Origin of the sequence: Mesorhizobium sp. M0040, assembly GCF_040323505.1 — a bacterium.
GTDB lineage: Bacteria > Pseudomonadota > Alphaproteobacteria > Rhizobiales > Rhizobiaceae > Mesorhizobium.
In genome coordinates this window covers 1-14,046 of the sequence record NZ_JAMYVA010000007.1, presented here as the reverse complement: position 1 = coordinate 14,046, position 14,046 = coordinate 1, and the positions used below count along the sequence as shown (strand labels likewise).

General features: G+C 63.0%; 14 protein-coding genes. 8 read left to right on the top strand and 6 right to left on the bottom strand.

Annotated elements, in window-relative coordinates; translation table 11 throughout:
* Positions 1-2: 2 nt before the first annotated feature.
* The 4 genes from NKJ91_RS08515 to NKJ91_RS08500 form a co-directional block, all read right to left on the bottom strand.
* Positions 3-989: an ABC transporter permease gene (locus NKJ91_RS08515; RefSeq protein WP_352455168.1), complete on the bottom strand. Its 987-nt coding sequence runs from the start codon at positions 987-989 to the stop codon at positions 3-5.
* 107 nt (positions 990-1,096) lie between these two features.
* Positions 1,097-2,029: a substrate-binding domain-containing protein gene (locus NKJ91_RS08510; protein ID WP_352455167.1), complete on the bottom strand. Its 933-nt coding sequence runs from the start codon at positions 2,027-2,029 to the stop codon at positions 1,097-1,099.
* Positions 2,030-2,280: 251 nt separating this feature from the next.
* Positions 2,281-3,075, bottom strand: coding sequence for an SDR family oxidoreductase (locus NKJ91_RS08505; RefSeq protein ID WP_352455166.1), 795 nt, complete (start codon positions 3,073-3,075; stop codon positions 2,281-2,283).
* 78 nt (positions 3,076-3,153) lie between these two features.
* Complete coding sequence (locus tag NKJ91_RS08500) at positions 3,154-4,311, bottom strand: fumarylacetoacetate hydrolase family protein (RefSeq protein ID WP_352455165.1); 1,158 nt, start codon at positions 4,309-4,311, stop codon at positions 3,154-3,156.
* 224 nt (positions 4,312-4,535) lie between these two features.
* On the opposite strand from NKJ91_RS08500, the gene NKJ91_RS08495 reads away from it, so the two are divergent.
* From NKJ91_RS08495 to NKJ91_RS08465, 7 genes are all read left to right on the top strand, one after another.
* The gene (locus NKJ91_RS08495) at positions 4,536-5,819 is read left to right on the top strand and encodes an NAD(P)/FAD-dependent oxidoreductase (RefSeq protein ID WP_352455164.1); all 1,284 of its coding nucleotides are present in this window, start codon (positions 4,536-4,538) and stop codon (positions 5,817-5,819) included.
* Positions 5,820-5,903: 84 nt separating this feature from the next.
* On the top strand, positions 5,904-6,791 hold the full coding sequence (locus tag NKJ91_RS08490) for an ABC transporter permease (protein WP_352455163.1): 888 nt from the start codon (positions 5,904-5,906) through the stop codon (positions 6,789-6,791).
* On the top strand, positions 6,788-7,666 hold the full coding sequence (locus NKJ91_RS08485; protein WP_352455162.1) for an ABC transporter permease: 879 nt from the start codon (positions 6,788-6,790) through the stop codon (positions 7,664-7,666). The genes NKJ91_RS08490 and NKJ91_RS08485 overlap by 4 nt, the downstream gene beginning before the upstream one ends.
* Positions 7,651-8,721 (top strand): ABC transporter substrate-binding protein, encoded by a 1,071-nt coding sequence (locus tag NKJ91_RS08480; RefSeq protein WP_352455161.1) that lies wholly within the window; start codon positions 7,651-7,653, stop codon positions 8,719-8,721. Before NKJ91_RS08485 ends, NKJ91_RS08480 begins: the two co-directional genes overlap by 16 nt.
* A gap of 205 nt (positions 8,722-8,926) precedes the next feature.
* A complete protein-coding gene (locus tag NKJ91_RS08475; protein ID WP_352455160.1) occupies positions 8,927-9,535 on the top strand; it encodes a cupin domain-containing protein in 609 nt (202 codons plus the stop codon).
* Positions 9,525-10,610: an ABC transporter ATP-binding protein gene (locus NKJ91_RS08470; protein ID WP_352455159.1), complete on the top strand. Its 1,086-nt coding sequence runs from the start codon at positions 9,525-9,527 to the stop codon at positions 10,608-10,610. Before NKJ91_RS08475 ends, NKJ91_RS08470 begins: the two co-directional genes overlap by 11 nt.
* 34 nt (positions 10,611-10,644) lie before the next feature.
* Positions 10,645-12,072, top strand: a complete 1,428-nt coding sequence (locus tag NKJ91_RS08465) for an aldehyde dehydrogenase family protein (RefSeq protein WP_352455158.1) — start codon at positions 10,645-10,647, stop codon at positions 12,070-12,072.
* A gap of 128 nt (positions 12,073-12,200) precedes the next feature.
* Here NKJ91_RS08465 and NKJ91_RS08460 read toward each other — a convergent pair whose 3' ends face one another.
* Complete coding sequence (locus NKJ91_RS08460) at positions 12,201-12,686, bottom strand: SRPBCC family protein (RefSeq protein WP_502899028.1); 486 nt, start codon at positions 12,684-12,686, stop codon at positions 12,201-12,203.
* Positions 12,683-13,033 carry an ArsR/SmtB family transcription factor gene (locus NKJ91_RS08455; RefSeq protein ID WP_352455157.1) on the bottom strand — a complete coding sequence of 117 codons (351 nt, stop codon included), beginning with the start codon at positions 13,031-13,033 and terminating at the stop codon, positions 12,683-12,685. The genes NKJ91_RS08460 and NKJ91_RS08455 overlap by 4 nt, the downstream gene beginning before the upstream one ends.
* Positions 13,034-13,188: 155 nt before the next feature.
* Here NKJ91_RS08455 and NKJ91_RS08450 point away from each other — a divergent pair, with 155 nt between their 5' ends.
* Positions 13,189-13,542: an ArsC family reductase gene (locus NKJ91_RS08450; RefSeq protein WP_352455156.1), complete on the top strand. Its 354-nt coding sequence runs from the start codon at positions 13,189-13,191 to the stop codon at positions 13,540-13,542.
* Positions 13,543-14,046 lie beyond the last annotated feature (504 nt).

The following is a 14,046-nucleotide window of genomic DNA, read 5'->3' as shown; positions in this document are numbered from 1 at the left end:
GTTCAAGTCCCTGCCTGATGCCGGCGTTCCAGCCATGAGTGGAGCGCCATCATGCCGAGGATGATGGCGCCGATGAAAATATTATAGGCAAGGCCGGGCACGCCGATCAGCACGATGCCGTTGCGCATCACGCGCAGGATCAGGATACCGAGCACCGTGCCGATGATTGTGCCGCGCCCGCCGGTCAGCGCCGTGCCGCCGATCACCACCATGGCGATGACTTCGAGCTCGTAGCCGGTGCCGCTGTTGGGGTTGGCCGCAGAGGTGCGCAGCGAGGAGATGACGCCGGCAAGCGAGGCCAGGATCGACGACAGGATGAACAGGCCGATCTTGACGCCGCTGACATTGACGCCGCGCGCCCTTGCAGCACTCGGGTTGCCGCCGGCCGCCTGGATCCAGTTGCCTGTCCGGCTCTGCGTCAGAACGTAGCCGAGCGCGATTGCGGCGGCGATGAACCAGAACAGCGACATGTAGATACGGAACGACCCGATGAAGAAATCGCCGACCAGCGCTTCCGCCAGCCAGCTACCCTCGGCGCTCCAGGTCCGCTGCGGAAACCCGTTGGTGACGAACAAAGCGGTGCCGCGCACCACCAGCAGCATGCCCAGCGTCACCAGGAAGGACGGGATCTTGAGCTGCGTCACGAACCAGCCATTGACCAGCCCGATAAACGCAGCGACCACCAGCGCGATGACGAAGGCGGCTTCGAGCGAGACGACGCCGCTGTTGAACAACGTCCACATCAGGACCGGCGAGAAGCCGAACACCGAGCCGACCGAGAGGTCGAATTCGCCTGATGTCATCAACAGCGTCATCGCCAGCGCGATCAGCCCGAGCTCAACCGTGAAGGCCAGCGTGTTCGAGATGTTCTGCGGCGACAGGAAGTCGTGGTTGATGCCCCAGAACACAGCGATCTCGACGACGAGCAGCACAAACGGCCCGAACTCGGGCCGCGCGATCGAGCGTTGGATAAGAGAACGATTTTCCACCTTGGACCCGCGATAGGATTGGATTTGGCCGCGACCGCAACCGGCTTCGGCGGAATGATGAGACAGTCACGGCCGCCGAAGCGGCCGTGACCAACTCGATCGCGGATTTATTTGCCGGACAGGATCTTGTCGTAGACTGCCGCGGTGTCCTTCTCGTAGAGTGCGCCGGTGATCACGTCGAAGCCGGGCGGAATACCGCTCGCCGCCATGTTGGCGAGCGAGAGCGCGACGTAGCTGGTCGCCTGCGGATCCTGCCACTGCGCGGCATTGACGTAGCCGTTCAGCACTTCCTGGGTGGTGTCGAGCGAGTTGCCCCAGCCGACGACCGGGATTTCGCCCGGCTTGACGCCGACCTGGTCGAACACCCGCTTGATCGAACCGGTGACAAGGTCGCCGAGGCCGATAACCGCCTTGACCTTGGCCCTGTTGGCGGTGAGGTAATCGACCATGCGGTTGATCACTTCAGCCTGGTCGAGCGTCGCTTCGGTGATTTCATAGGTGATGCCGAGCGGCTCGAACACGCTCTTGATGCCTTCCTCTTCCTGGACGCCATAGGTGGCGCCGGGAATCTCGACCGGCATCCAGACGAAGTCGCCCTTCTTCACAAGGCCCTTGTCGACCAGATACTGCGCCCAATGTTTGCCGAAGGTGACGTTGTCGCCGCCGACATAGGCGTTGAAGTCCGCCTTCGGGTCGGGCGTGTTGAAGTTGATGATCGGGATGTTCGCCGCCCGCGCTTCCTTGGCGATCTCGACAAGGCTGCCCGGATCAGGGCTGGTCGTGGTGATGCCGTCGGCCTTGGCGGAAATCGCGGCGCGAACAGCCTCCTGCTGCGACGCCACGTCGCCATTGTGGAACGACGTGTTGACGGTGTTGCCGGTGTCCGCCGCCCATTGCTTGGCGCCGGCAAGGAAGTATGTCCAGACCGGATCGGCCGGGCCGCCATGCGAAATCCAGTAGAACGTCTTGGCCTGTGCCGCGGCCGGAATGGCCAGCGCCACCATCAAGCCAAGTACAAGCAGTCTTAGCCTCGTCAGCATTTGATTTCCTCCCATTTGAACCGAACTCCTCCTCCGACGACGATCACCGCGAAAAGCCGTGCGCGGCCAAAACGGTGGTCGCATTTTGCCAGCGTCGACCTGGGCGCATTAGAGCATTCCCTTTTTCGATCGATGGCAAGCCTCGATTGCCAATGGACGTTGGCGCAAGGCACCGCGCCATCAGCAATCCCATCAGATTGCATCAGTTTGGCTGATATTTTCCAGGCGGCCGACGATCGGCCTTGCGACCGTCATGCAATGCTGCGCGGCGGCGCGCCGAGCACGGATTGCTCTAGGTCGATAAGCGTCCCGGTCATCAGCCCGGAGGCGTCGCTGAGCAGGAACAGCGTTAGCTGGGCGACTTCGTCCATGGTCAGCAATCGACCAAGCGGCAGGCCGGCGGCGGCAATCTTTGCCCAGTTTTCGCCCTTGCCCAGCCTGCGCGCCTGCATCTCTTGTTCGGCCGGCGTCGCTACCCAGCCCATGTTGATGCCGTTGACGCGGATGCGATCGGAAAGATGCGCGTTGGCAATGTTTCTGGTCAGCGTCGAAAGCGCGCCCTTGGTTGCGGAATAGATGGCAAGGTCCGGCGCACCGCAATGCGCATTCACCGACAGTATGTTGACGATGGCGCCCGCCGCCCGCCGTGTCTTCATGTCGGCTACGGCCGCCTGCATGAGGAAGAACGGCGCGCGCGCATTGACGGAAAACAACCTGTCCCAGTCGTCGATTGTGCCAGTTTCCAGCGAGGCCCGGTCGGTGAGGGCCGCGGCGTTCACCAGACAATCGATGCGGCCGAGTCTTTTGATCGCTTCCGCCATGACAGCTGCAGGCGCGGCCGGATCTCCAAGGTCGGCCTGGATGAAGACGACGGGCCGGCTTGGTCGTGAAAGCTCTTCGGCGATGCGTCTGCCACGCTCGGCAATGCGGCCGACAATGGCGATCCCTTCGCCGCCGTCGGCTGAGGCCAGCCGGGCGATGGTCTCGCCAAGCCCTTGCGTTCCGCCGGTAACGACAAGGGTCTTGCCCTCAAGAGCGACGATCAATGGACTCTCCCGAATGCCGACGAGCAGGTAATTTCCAATCAGAGAATTCTAGAATCTATCGGATGTTAGGCTGGGGGACTAGATGAGGTCGGCCCTGGCGAGGTCGCGCATCAGGTGGCTGGCGCCGTAGGTCCAGTGTGGGCAGTCGGGCGACAGCCGCACGCGGTTGACCAAGGCGCCGAATTTCTCCGACGAGATGGTGACGATGTCGCCGACCTTGTGGGTAAAGCCCTTGCCTGTTTCGCCGCGATCCTTCGACGGCACGAACATGGTGCCGAGATAAAGCGCCAGCCCGTCGGGGTATTGATGATGCGGCCCCATGGCGGCGGCGACCAACTCTTCCGGCGAGCGGCTGATCTCGGCCATCGAACTGGCGCCCTCCAGCGAGAACCCATCCTCGCCCTCGACCTTCAGGCGTACGATCGCCTGCTTCACGTCGCCGATGGAAAATGTCTCATCGAACAGCCGGATAAAGGGGCCAAGTGCTGCCGAAGCGTTGTTGTCCTTGGCTTTGCCGAGCAGCAGCGCCGAGCGCCCCTCGACGTCGCGCAGATTGACGTCGTTGCCGATCGTCGCCCCGACAATCCTGCCGCTGCTGGCGGCAATCATGGCGATCTCCGGCTCCGGATTGTTCCATGTCGAAACCGGATGCAGGCCGACATCGGCGCCGAAGCCGACCGAGGCCATCGGCTGGCACTTGGTGAAGATCTCGGCATCGGGGCCGATGCCGACTTCCAGATATTGCGACCAGGCGCCGCGCGCAATCAGCTTGGCCTTGATCTCCATCGCTTCCGGCGAGCCGGGCTTGAGCTTCGACAGATCGTGGCCGATCAGCCCGGCGATGTCGGCGCGAATGGCGTCGGCCCTTTCCGCCGAACCGCGCGCCTGCTCCTCGATCACCCGCTCGAGCAAGCTGACGACAAAGGTGACGCCAGACGCTTTGATCGCCTGCAGGTCGACGGGGGACAGCAGGTACGGTTTCCCCGGATCGCGCGCTGTCTCGAAACTGTTGGCGGCAACGGCATCGAGCGGGCCGATCGGTCGCCCCTTGGCCGAGCGGACGTGCCCCGCCGGATCCGGCAATTCGCAAACGTCGCGTACGGTCGGCGCCGCATTTGACGTGATGTCGAAGACCGTGCCGTCACGCACCGTGACCACCAGCGGATGGGAAGCATCGCTCGCCCGGGCGCGGCCCACGAAGAGGCCTTCGGCGGGCAAATGTGTGGCGTTCGTCATGGCTTACATTTCCTGTTGTCTTGTCCTTCGGCGGCGGCACTTTCAACAAATTCCCGCCAAAGGTCTATCCCGCTTGCAGGGCGAGCTTTGTCAATTCTTTCAAGCGGTCTTCGCATCGCTGGACCTTGATCGAGCCTGACGTGCGCCAACGGCGACGGAAAACGCTCTTTCAAAATAATGAAACCGTCGCTAGGGTTTTCACCTACTGAATCTTCAGGTGACGCTTGCTCTTACGGTTTTCCGATCCAATCTGGCAGAAGCCGCGGACAGCCACCGCGTTCCAGTCGCTTTTTCCAGCCGGCCAATGCGTCGATGTCGTTATCGTCGGCGGCGGCATTCTGGGTCTGTCGACAGCCTTGCACGCTGCCCGGCTCGGCCTTGCCGTCCAGGTGCTGGAGGCCGGCGAAATTGGCAATGGCGCATCCGGCCTGAACGGCGGTCAGGTCATTCCCGGCCTGAAATACGATCCGGACTGGCTGCTGGAGCATTTTGGTCTCGAACGCGGCGAAGCGCTCGTCAACTTTGTCGCCTCGACCGCTGACACGGTCTTCGAATTGATCCGCGACGAAAGACTGGCGGTGCCGTTCGTCCGCAATGGCTGGATCCAGGCCGCGCATACCGAGACCGCGCTGAAAGCGGCGGCGAACCGGGATCGGCAGTGGCGCGCCCGCGGCGCCGATGTCCGGCTGCTGAGCGGGACGGAGATCGCGACGATGACCGGCGCGCAAGGCTATCTCGGCGGCTGGCTCGATCGCCGCGCCGGTGTCATCGATCCGCTCGCCTACACGTCGGAACTGGCGCGCGTCGCTGCAGCGGCGGGCGTAAAGATCGCCGAGCGCCAGAACGTGATGCAGATCAGCAAGAATGCCGGCATTTGGCACGTTTCTACGGAAAGCGGCGCCGAACTCAAGGCCAAGGCGATTGTCCTGGCGACCAACGCCTATACCGGCGGCCTGCTTCCCGGCCTCGCCGAGACGATCGTCCCGCTGCATTCCTTCCAGATCGCGACAGCGCCGCTATCGTCCAATCTCGCGGCGGCTATCCTGCCGGAAGGGCAGGCGGTTTCGGATTCGCGCCGCATCCTCGTCTATTACCGCAAGACTGCCGATGGTCGGCTGGTGCTCGGCGGACGCGGCCGCATGGCCTTGCCGAACGGCCCGGCCGACTGGGCGCATCTGGAACGCGCGCTGCTGCGGCTCTACCCGGCACTGTCCGATGTGGCCATTGAAAAGCGGTGGTTCGGCCGGGTGGCAATGACGCCGGACCATCTCCCGCATATCCACGAGCCAGAGAAGGGTCTGCTGGCGGTCGTCGGTTGCCAGGGCCGCGGCATCGGCCTGATGACCGCGCTTGGCGAGCGCATCGCCTCCTACCTGTCGAGCGGCGACACCAGGCAATTGCCGTTCCCGGTCTCGCCGATCCGGCCGATTCCGTTTCATGCGTTTCGGCAGGTCGGCGTCGCCGCGACCATCGCCTGGTACCGGATGCTGGACGCGTTCGAACGCTGACGTTCATTCCCAAGCATGAAACAGCTTGACAGTTTCACAAATATGAAAAAAGCTTAATCGATTTCAAATTTCGATGGACAGCCGATGTCGACCATCGTCGCAATGCAGTCGCTGCCGGAAACCCGGTCTTCGCCGGCCTTCCGCTTCGCCATGCTGCTGCCCGGCGGGCTGGTCACCTTCTTGCTGATCCTTTTCGCCCTTGGCCTGGTGTTCTTTCTCGCCTTTCGCGGCAATGACGGCTCGTTGCTGGGGGCTGGTTTCACCCTTGCGAATTTCGTCACTGTGGCCACCGATCCGCTGTACTGGACGGTGACGCTGCGCTCGCTGGGCATCGCCGGCCTGGTGACGCTGGCAACCGTCGTCACCGCCTATCCCGTTGCCTACTATCTGGCTTTCCATGCCGGGCGGCGGCGTGGGCTGCTGCTGTTCCTGCTGACCCTGCCGTTCTGGACCAGCTATCTGCTGCGCGTCTTCGCCTGGAAGATCGTGCTTGCCTATAATGGCGTGCTCAACTCGGCGCTGATCGAAAGCGGCATCTGGTCGGAGCCGACATTGGCCTTCCTTAATACGCCGGCAGCGGTCGTCGTCACGCTCGCCCACGCCTATGCGCCGTTCGCTATCCTGCCCATCTATGTGGCGCTGGACACGATCCCGAAATCGCTGCTCGAAGCTGCTTCCGATCTCGGCGCAAAACCGTTCACCAGCTTCCGTCGCATCGTGCTGCCCAATTCGATGCCGGGCGTGCTGGCGGCTGCTCTCGTCGTCTTCGTGCCGACCGTCGGCGATTATGTGACGCCGGCGCTGGTCGGCGGCCCTGCCAGTACAATGATCGGCACACTGATCCAGGCCGAGTTCGGCAAGGCCAATGACTGGCCGTTCGGCGCCGCACTCGCCGTCGCCGTCATGCTGGTCATTCTCGCCGTGGTGCTGGTGGTGCGCTTCGCCGACCGCCGATACGGCAGCCGCACATGAACACGGCGCGTATCGATGCAAGGCAGGGCGGCGGCTGGCTGGGTGTCTATGTCCTTGCCTATCTGGTGTTCCTGTATTTGCCGATACTGCTGATCCCGCTGTTTTCCTTCAACAATTCGATCCAGGCGGCATTTCCGCTGCAAGGCTTCACGCTGGAATGGTACGGCACGCTGGTCGGCAATTCGGCGCTGTCCGGTGCGCTTGCCACCAGCCTCGTCATCGGCGCCATTGCCGCCACCGGCGCAACACTCTGCGGCATCACCGTGTCCTATATGGACCTTTACGGCCGCTCGCCGCTGGCCGCCACGATCAGTGCCATTGCGCGGCTGCCGATCCTGATCCCCGGCGTCATCGTCGGCATCTCGCTGTTGATCCTGGTCAATCTCGCCGGTTTCGGGCCGTCGCGCATTGCCATTGTGCTCGGCCATGTATTGGTGGCGCTGCCGACGACGGTGGTGGTCATGCGCAGCCGCTTCGCCGCCATCCCGAAGACCATCCGCGAGGCAGCGCTCGACCTCGGCGCCTCGGACTGGACGACCTTCAGACGGGTGATGCTGCCGCTCAGCCTGCCCGCCATTATTTCGGCGTTCATGCTGGCCTTCCTGACCTCGTTCGACGAGTTCATCGTCGCCTTCTTCCTTGCCGGCACCGAGCCGACGCTGCCGCTTTATATCTGGAGCCAGCTGCGCTTCCCGAAATCGCTGCCGACCGTCATGGCGCTCGGCACGGCGATCCTGGCCGTGTCGTTCGTCATCGCCGCACTCGCCGAAATCCTGCGCCATCGCGGGCTTGCCGCCACCCAGCGGCCAGCGCCCGCCAGCCTGTCAAAACCAGAAGAAACCGAAAGAGGAGAACTGCAATGGCATTCGACTTGAAATCGATAACGACAAAGACAGCGAAAACCGGACTGGCCGCCTTCGCGCTGGCGCTTGCATCGACTGTCGCCTTTGCCGGCGACAAGCTGCAATATTTCACCTGGTCGGGTTACGAGCTGCCCGACTTCAACAAGAGCTTCCTCGCCGCGCACCCTGATGGCGTCGAAGCCGCGATGTTCGGCGACGACGATGACGCCTTCACCAAGGTCAAGGCCGGCTTCCGCCCCGATGTCGCGCACCCTTGCTATGACAAGGTGGCGCGCTGGAACAAGGAAGGCCTGCTGCAGCCGATCGACACCAAGCGCATCAAGAACTGGGATTCGATCTTCCCGGTCTTCAAGAACCTGCCCGACCTGCAGGCCGGCGACGGCAAGGTCTGGATGGTGCCGTGGGACTGGGGCAATACCTCGATCCTCTACCGCACCGATCTGGTGAAGAACCCCGAAGCCAGCTGGAACCTGCTCTGGGACAAGCAATATGCCGGGCGCATGGCGACCATCGATGCCGTCCACGACACACCGGTGGTGGCGGCCCTTCTGGCCGGCGTCAATCCATTCGACATGACACCGGAACAGATGGACAAGGTGGCGGAGAAACTGCGCGAGCAGCGCCCGCTGCTCTCGAACTACACCACCGACATGACCTCGGTCGAACAGGCACTGGCGAGCGGCCAGCTGGTCGCGGCCATGACCTGGAACGCCTCGGCCACCTCGCTGAAGAAGCAGGGCGTGCCTGTAGAGTTCATGAAGCCGAAGGAAGGCATGCTGACCTGGGCCTGCGGCTTCGTCATGCTCAAGGACGCCAAGAACGTCGATCTTGCCTATGACTTCATCAACAGCCGGCTGGAAACGGATTCCGGAAAGTATCTGATCCAGGCCTACGGCTATGGCAGCTCGACCAGCTCGGCTTTCGCCGCCGTGCCAAAGGAGGAGTTGGAGAAACTGCAGCTGCCTTCCGATCCCGAGGTGATGCTGAAGACCACGATCTTCACCGGGCCGATGAAACAGAATGACGAACTCGCCAAGATGTTCGAGAAGGTCAAGGCAGGCGGCTGAGTTCGCTCTTCCTTCTCCCCTTGTGGGAGAAGGTGGATTGGCGCGCAGCGCCAAGACGGTTGAGGGGTGTTGGAAGGAATGAGGCGTTGGTGTTTTCTGGAACACCCCTCATCCGACCGAGCTTCGCTCGGCCACCTTCTCCCACAAGGGGGAGAAGCGAAGGCCGCGCGGCGCCGGCCAAAAATACTGTAACAAGGACGAACGAATGGACATGCTGGACGAAGCGGCTGAGAAGCCGAAGGACGACGCCGACGTCAGGGTCGGCCGGCGCGTGCGGGCGCTGAGGCTGGAGCGCAATCTCTCGCTGGCCGAACTTGCCGCCAAAGCCGGTGTCTCGATAGGTGCGCTAAGCCAGATCGAGCGCGGCATGTCGTCATTGCGGGTCCGCGTGATCTGGCCGCTTGCCGCCGCCCTCGATGTAGAGCCGTCGGCGCTGATCGCCGACGGCAATGATGTCGTCAACGATCTTTATTGTGTGCGCGCCAACAGCCGGCGTCAGATCCCGGTCAAATCGGAAGGCATCGCCAAGGCACTGCTGTCGCCGCCGGCTGCCACGCTAACCGGCATGCTGGTGACCGTTGAGGCCGGTGGCGGCACCGCCGAAGCTTACGCCCATGCCGGCCATGAATTCGGCTTCGTCCTGTCCGGCGAGGTCGAGCTGGTGGTCGATTCGACCAGATACGGGCTGAAGGCCGGAGACAGCTTCGCCTTCAAGAGCACCTTGCTGCACGCCTTCCGCAATCCGGGCGGCGAGCGCTGCCAGATCCTGTGGGTCAACACCACCAAGCCGTCCGAGGTTCGCGATGGCGCCTGATCCTCTCGTCCGGCTGGACAAGGTCTCCAAGATATTCCCCGGCGGCATCATCGGGCTCGACGCCGTCGATCTTGACATTGCCCGCGGCGAGTTCCTGACCTTGCTCGGACCGTCCGGCTGCGGCAAGACCACCAGCCTGCGGGTCATCGCCGGCTTCGAGGGCCCGTCGAACGGCAGGGTCCTGCTCGAAGGCCGCGACATCACAGCGCTCAGGCCCTTCGGCCGTCCTGTCAATACCGTGTTCCAGGACTACGCGCTGTTCCCACACATGAACGTTGCCGAAAATGTCGGCTTCGGCCTGTCGCTGCGCAAGCTCTCCGGTGCCGAACAGGCAAGGCGCGTCGGCGCAGCGCTCGACATGGTCGGCCTTGCCGAGAAGCTCGGCGCCCGCGTGTCCGAATTGTCGGGTGGCCAGCGCCAGCGCGTCGCACTTGCCCGCGCGATCGTCTGCGAGCCGCGTGTGCTGCTGCTCGACGAGCCGCTGTCGGCGCTCGACGCGCATCTGCGCGAGCAGATGCAGGTCGAACTGAAGCGACTGCAGTCGCGGCTTGGCACCACTTTCGTCATGGTCACGCACGACCAGACCGAGGCGCTGTCGATCTCAGACCGCATTGTCGTCATGAACAAGGGCCGCATCGAGCAGATTGCGCCGCCGGCGACCCTTTACGATCGACCCGCCACCAAATTCGTCGCCAGCTTCATCGGCACCATGAACCTTCTGCAGTCGCGCTTTGTCGGCCGTGACGGCGAGCGCTTGCGGTTCATCGCCGGCGCTCTGCCGCTGGAAGCGATTTCGGATAAAGGCGAGCTGCCTGGCGAGGGCACGGTGCGCACCATTGGCGTGCGTCCGGAGGACCTTTTGGCCACGACCGAGGCGGCGGCCGGTACTGCACCGGTGCGGGTGAACAGCATCGTCTTTCACGGCCGCACCTTGCGCCTTCATGCAGAGTTGGGGCAGGGGACACAGGTGGTGATCGACGCGCCGCGCCGGACAGAGGGTTTTCAATTCAGCGTCGGCGACGTGGCGCATATCAGCCTGCGCCGTGGTGCCAACTGCCCTATGCTGCCTAGCTAGTCTCACTCATTTCCAGAAAACCGGAGCACGGCCCATGAGCAATCATCTCAATTTTTTCATCGGCGGCAAATGGGTCGGCCCCGTGGTTCCGGCAACGCTGGATGTGATCGATCCGTCCACTGAAGAGGCCTACACCAAAATCTCGGTCGGCTCGAAAGCCGATGTCGACAAGGCCGTGGCTGCGGCCAAGGCGGCATTCCCGGCCTTTTCGCAAACGACCAAGGCCGAGCGCCTGAAGCTGCTGAAGCGTATCCTCGACGTCTACAATGAGCGCTACGAGGACATCGCCCAGGCGGTCAGCCAGGAAATGGGCGCGCCGATCAGGTGGGCGCGCGAGGCGCAGGCCTGGGCGGGCAGGGCGCACATGGAAGCTACCATCAAGGCGCTGGAGGATTACGAATTCAGCGAGAAGCGCGGCACCACCATGGTGGTCAAGGAGCCGATCGGCGTCTGCGCGCTGATTACACCGTGGAACTGGCCGCTCAACCAGATAGTCTGCAAGGTGGCGCCGGCCATCGCCGCCGGCTGCACCGTCATTTTAAAGCCTTCCGAAATCGCGCCAATCAGCGGCATCATCTTTTCCGAGGTGATGGACGCCGCCGGCACGCCGAAGGGCGTCTACAATATGGTGAATGGCACTGGTCCGGATGTCGGCCAGGTCATGGCTGGCCATCCCGACGTAGACATGGTCTCGTTCACCGGGTCGACCCGGGCCGGCATCATCGTCGCCAAGACGGCGGCCGAGACCGTCAAGCGCGTCGCGCAGGAGCTGGGCGGCAAATCGGCCAACATCGTGCTGCCCGACGCTGACTTCGAGACGGCGGTGCGCAAGGGTGTCAACGCCTGCTTCGGCAATAGCGGCCAGTCCTGCGATGCGCCGACCCGCATGCTGGTACCGGCCGCCCGTCACGACGAGGCGCTGACGATCGCCAGGAAGGCCGCCGAACGGCACAAGGTCGGCGACCCGCGCTCGGAGGAGACCAAGCTCGGGCCGGTGGTCAGCAACATCCAGTTCGACAAGATCCAGCGGTTGATCGAGGCCGGTATCGCCGAGGGTGCGACGCTGGTCACCGGCGGCCCCGGCCGGCCGGAACACCTCAACCGTGGCTATTATGTGCGGCCGACCGTTTTCGGCCACGTCAGGCCTGGCATGACCATCGAGAAGGAGGAGATCTTCGGGCCGGTTCTGTCGGTCATCTCCTACGATGACGATGATGATGCGGTGAAGATCGCCAACGACACCGTTTATGGCCTGGCTGCCTATGTGCAGTCCGGGGATATCGACCACGCCCGCAAGATTGCCAGCCGCCTGCGTGCCGGCCAGGTCTCGATCAACTATCCGGAATGGGACACGTTCGCGCCCTTCGGCGGCTACAAGCAGTCCGGCAACGGCCGCGAATACGCCGACTGGGCCATCCACGACTTCCTCGAGATCAAGGGCATCATCGGCTACGGCGCCTGAGCCTTCGACATCTGGCATTGCGCCAACCATCGAAATTTGTTCCGAGCGTGGGTGCCTTCGGCACCGGCGTTCGGCTGAACGGCCACAACGATTGCGTGGCCGCAATGTGAGTGCGAAGCAGGGTCGCCTCAGATCGTCTTGAGATAGCCGGCCAACTGATCCGCCACCGTGCCCCAGCCGTCGTAGAAGCCCATCTCCTCGTGGCTGTTGCGCGTGGCTTCGTCGCGGTGGATGGCGGTGGCGGTGTAGCGCGTCGTCTCGCCATGCGATTGCAGCGCTATGACGGCTGTGATGAATGGGTCGCCTGACGGCCGGTAGCCGGGCAGCAGCGCATCGGTCCACACCAGCCGCTCGTCCTGGACGATCTCGAGGTAGCAGCAACGCCTATCGTTGACCTCCTTGCCGTCGGGCGACTGCATGCGGGTGCGGAACAGGCCGCCGGGCCGCCGGTCGATCTCGCAATCGGTGATGATCCACGGCTTCGGCGTGAACCATTGGCTGACATGCTCGGGTCTCGTCAGGGCCATCCACAGCAGTTCTCGCGGCGCCTCGATCGTTCGTTCGAGCACGAGGTCGAGCTTAGGATCGGGTTGGAACAACGGCACCATATTCATCTGTCTGTCTCCTTGAGTTTCAGCACGTAATCGTCGAACTGGTCGAGACGGCGCTCCCACAGCGCACGCTGCTCGGCCAGCCAGTTTTCCGCGAGCTTCAACGGCTCCGGCGCGAGCCGGTAGGTCCTGACGCGGCCGGCCTTTTCCGAATGCACCAGCCCGCAGCCTTCCAGAACCCTGAGGTGCTCGATGAAGGATGGCAGGGCCATCTCGAACGGCTGGGCAAGCTCGCTGACCGAGGCGGGGCTTCGGTTCAGTCGCTCGACCACGCGTCGCCGGGTCGGATCGGCGAGCGCCCGGAAAATGCCGTCAATGGGCGGGGGGCTTTCGGTCTGCAGGCCCGTCATGGTCGTTTCCTTGCCTCAAATTAGCTCGGGAAATAGTTAGGAAAATTCCTTACTATTGGCAAGCGCGAAAATCGCAGACGGCCGGCGAGGCCGCTGGAAAACCGAGAGGCGCGGTTTTAGGGTGCCGTCAGATTCGACTGGTCCGAGGACGCGTTTTGACGATCACCATGTACGGCATTACCAATTGCGATACGGTCAAGAAGGCGCGTTCCTGGCTGGCGAGCCATGATGTTGCCTATCGCTTTCATGACTACAGGGTCGAAGGGCTGGATGCGGATCGGCTGAACGGCTGGTCAGGCAAGGTCGGCTGGGAGATCCTGCTCAACAAGGCGAGCACAACGTTCCGTGAACTGTCGGAGGAGGACAGACTGGGCCTGGACGAGAACAAGGCCAAGGCGCTGATGCTGGCCAAACCGACGATGATCAAGCGTCCGGTGCTGGAACTTGGCGACAGGGTTCTCGTTGGCTTCAAGCCCGATGTTTATCAGCAGGCGGTGAGTGGGAAGTAGAACCGACCCGCCGCGATCCGTCGCGCCCCCCTCTGTCCTGCCGGACATCTCCCCCTCTGGTGGGGAGATTGGATGTCACTTCGGCTTTCGCTAGTCTCCAAAGAAGGGCGCTTTCGGCGAAGCTGCCAATCTCCCCCTTAAGGGGGAGATGGCCGGCAGGCCAGAGGGGGGCGCTGTCCCATAAGCGCTAACTTAGGGCATGGCAGCTATCCTTGCTGCGGCGGATTGGTTTTTGCGCCGTCTTGGTGGGTCGCAGACGTGACGAATGATTTCGGTGACGCGGGTGAGGATTTTTCCCGGCCGCATCACCCTCAGTATGGCGTTGAGGATTTCAGAACGCAGGAGACTATGCAGCCTCCAAAGGGACAGCGATTGCGCCGTGCGTGGTTTGGTCTTCACAGGGGGGAGAGTCGAGAACGTCGGTGACGGCCTCGTCGATCATCAGGGCCAGGATCAGGTGGGCCGTCAGCCAGCTTCGGGCGAGCCGCTCATCTCGCGCGGGAA

Bases quoted from the DNA above. Each gene is read 5' to 3' on its own strand.
- NKJ91_RS08455 (WP_352455157.1), bottom strand. From the start codon at position 13,033: ATGACGGGCCTGCAGACCGAAAGCCCCCCGCCCATTGACGGCATTTTC.
- NKJ91_RS08480 (WP_352455161.1), top strand. From the start codon at position 7,651: ATGGCATTCGACTTGAAATCGATAACGACAAAGACAGCGAAAACCGGA.
- NKJ91_RS08485 (WP_352455162.1), top strand. From the start codon at position 6,788: ATGAACACGGCGCGTATCGATGCAAGGCAGGGCGGCGGCTGGCTGGGT.
- NKJ91_RS08460 (WP_502899028.1), bottom strand. From the start codon at position 12,686: ATGAATATGGTGCCGTTGTTCCAACCCGATCCTAAGCTCGACCTCGTG.
- NKJ91_RS08490 (WP_352455163.1), top strand. From the start codon at position 5,904: ATGTCGACCATCGTCGCAATGCAGTCGCTGCCGGAAACCCGGTCTTCG.
- NKJ91_RS08510 (WP_352455167.1), bottom strand. From the start codon at position 2,029: ATGCTGACGAGGCTAAGACTGCTTGTACTTGGCTTGATGGTGGCGCTG.
- NKJ91_RS08500 (WP_352455165.1), bottom strand. From the start codon at position 4,311: ATGACGAACGCCACACATTTGCCCGCCGAAGGCCTCTTCGTGGGCCGC.
- NKJ91_RS08470 (WP_352455159.1), top strand. From the start codon at position 9,525: ATGGCGCCTGATCCTCTCGTCCGGCTGGACAAGGTCTCCAAGATATTC.
- NKJ91_RS08475 (WP_352455160.1), top strand. From the start codon at position 8,927: ATGGACATGCTGGACGAAGCGGCTGAGAAGCCGAAGGACGACGCCGAC.
- NKJ91_RS08465 (WP_352455158.1), top strand. From the start codon at position 10,645: ATGAGCAATCATCTCAATTTTTTCATCGGCGGCAAATGGGTCGGCCCC.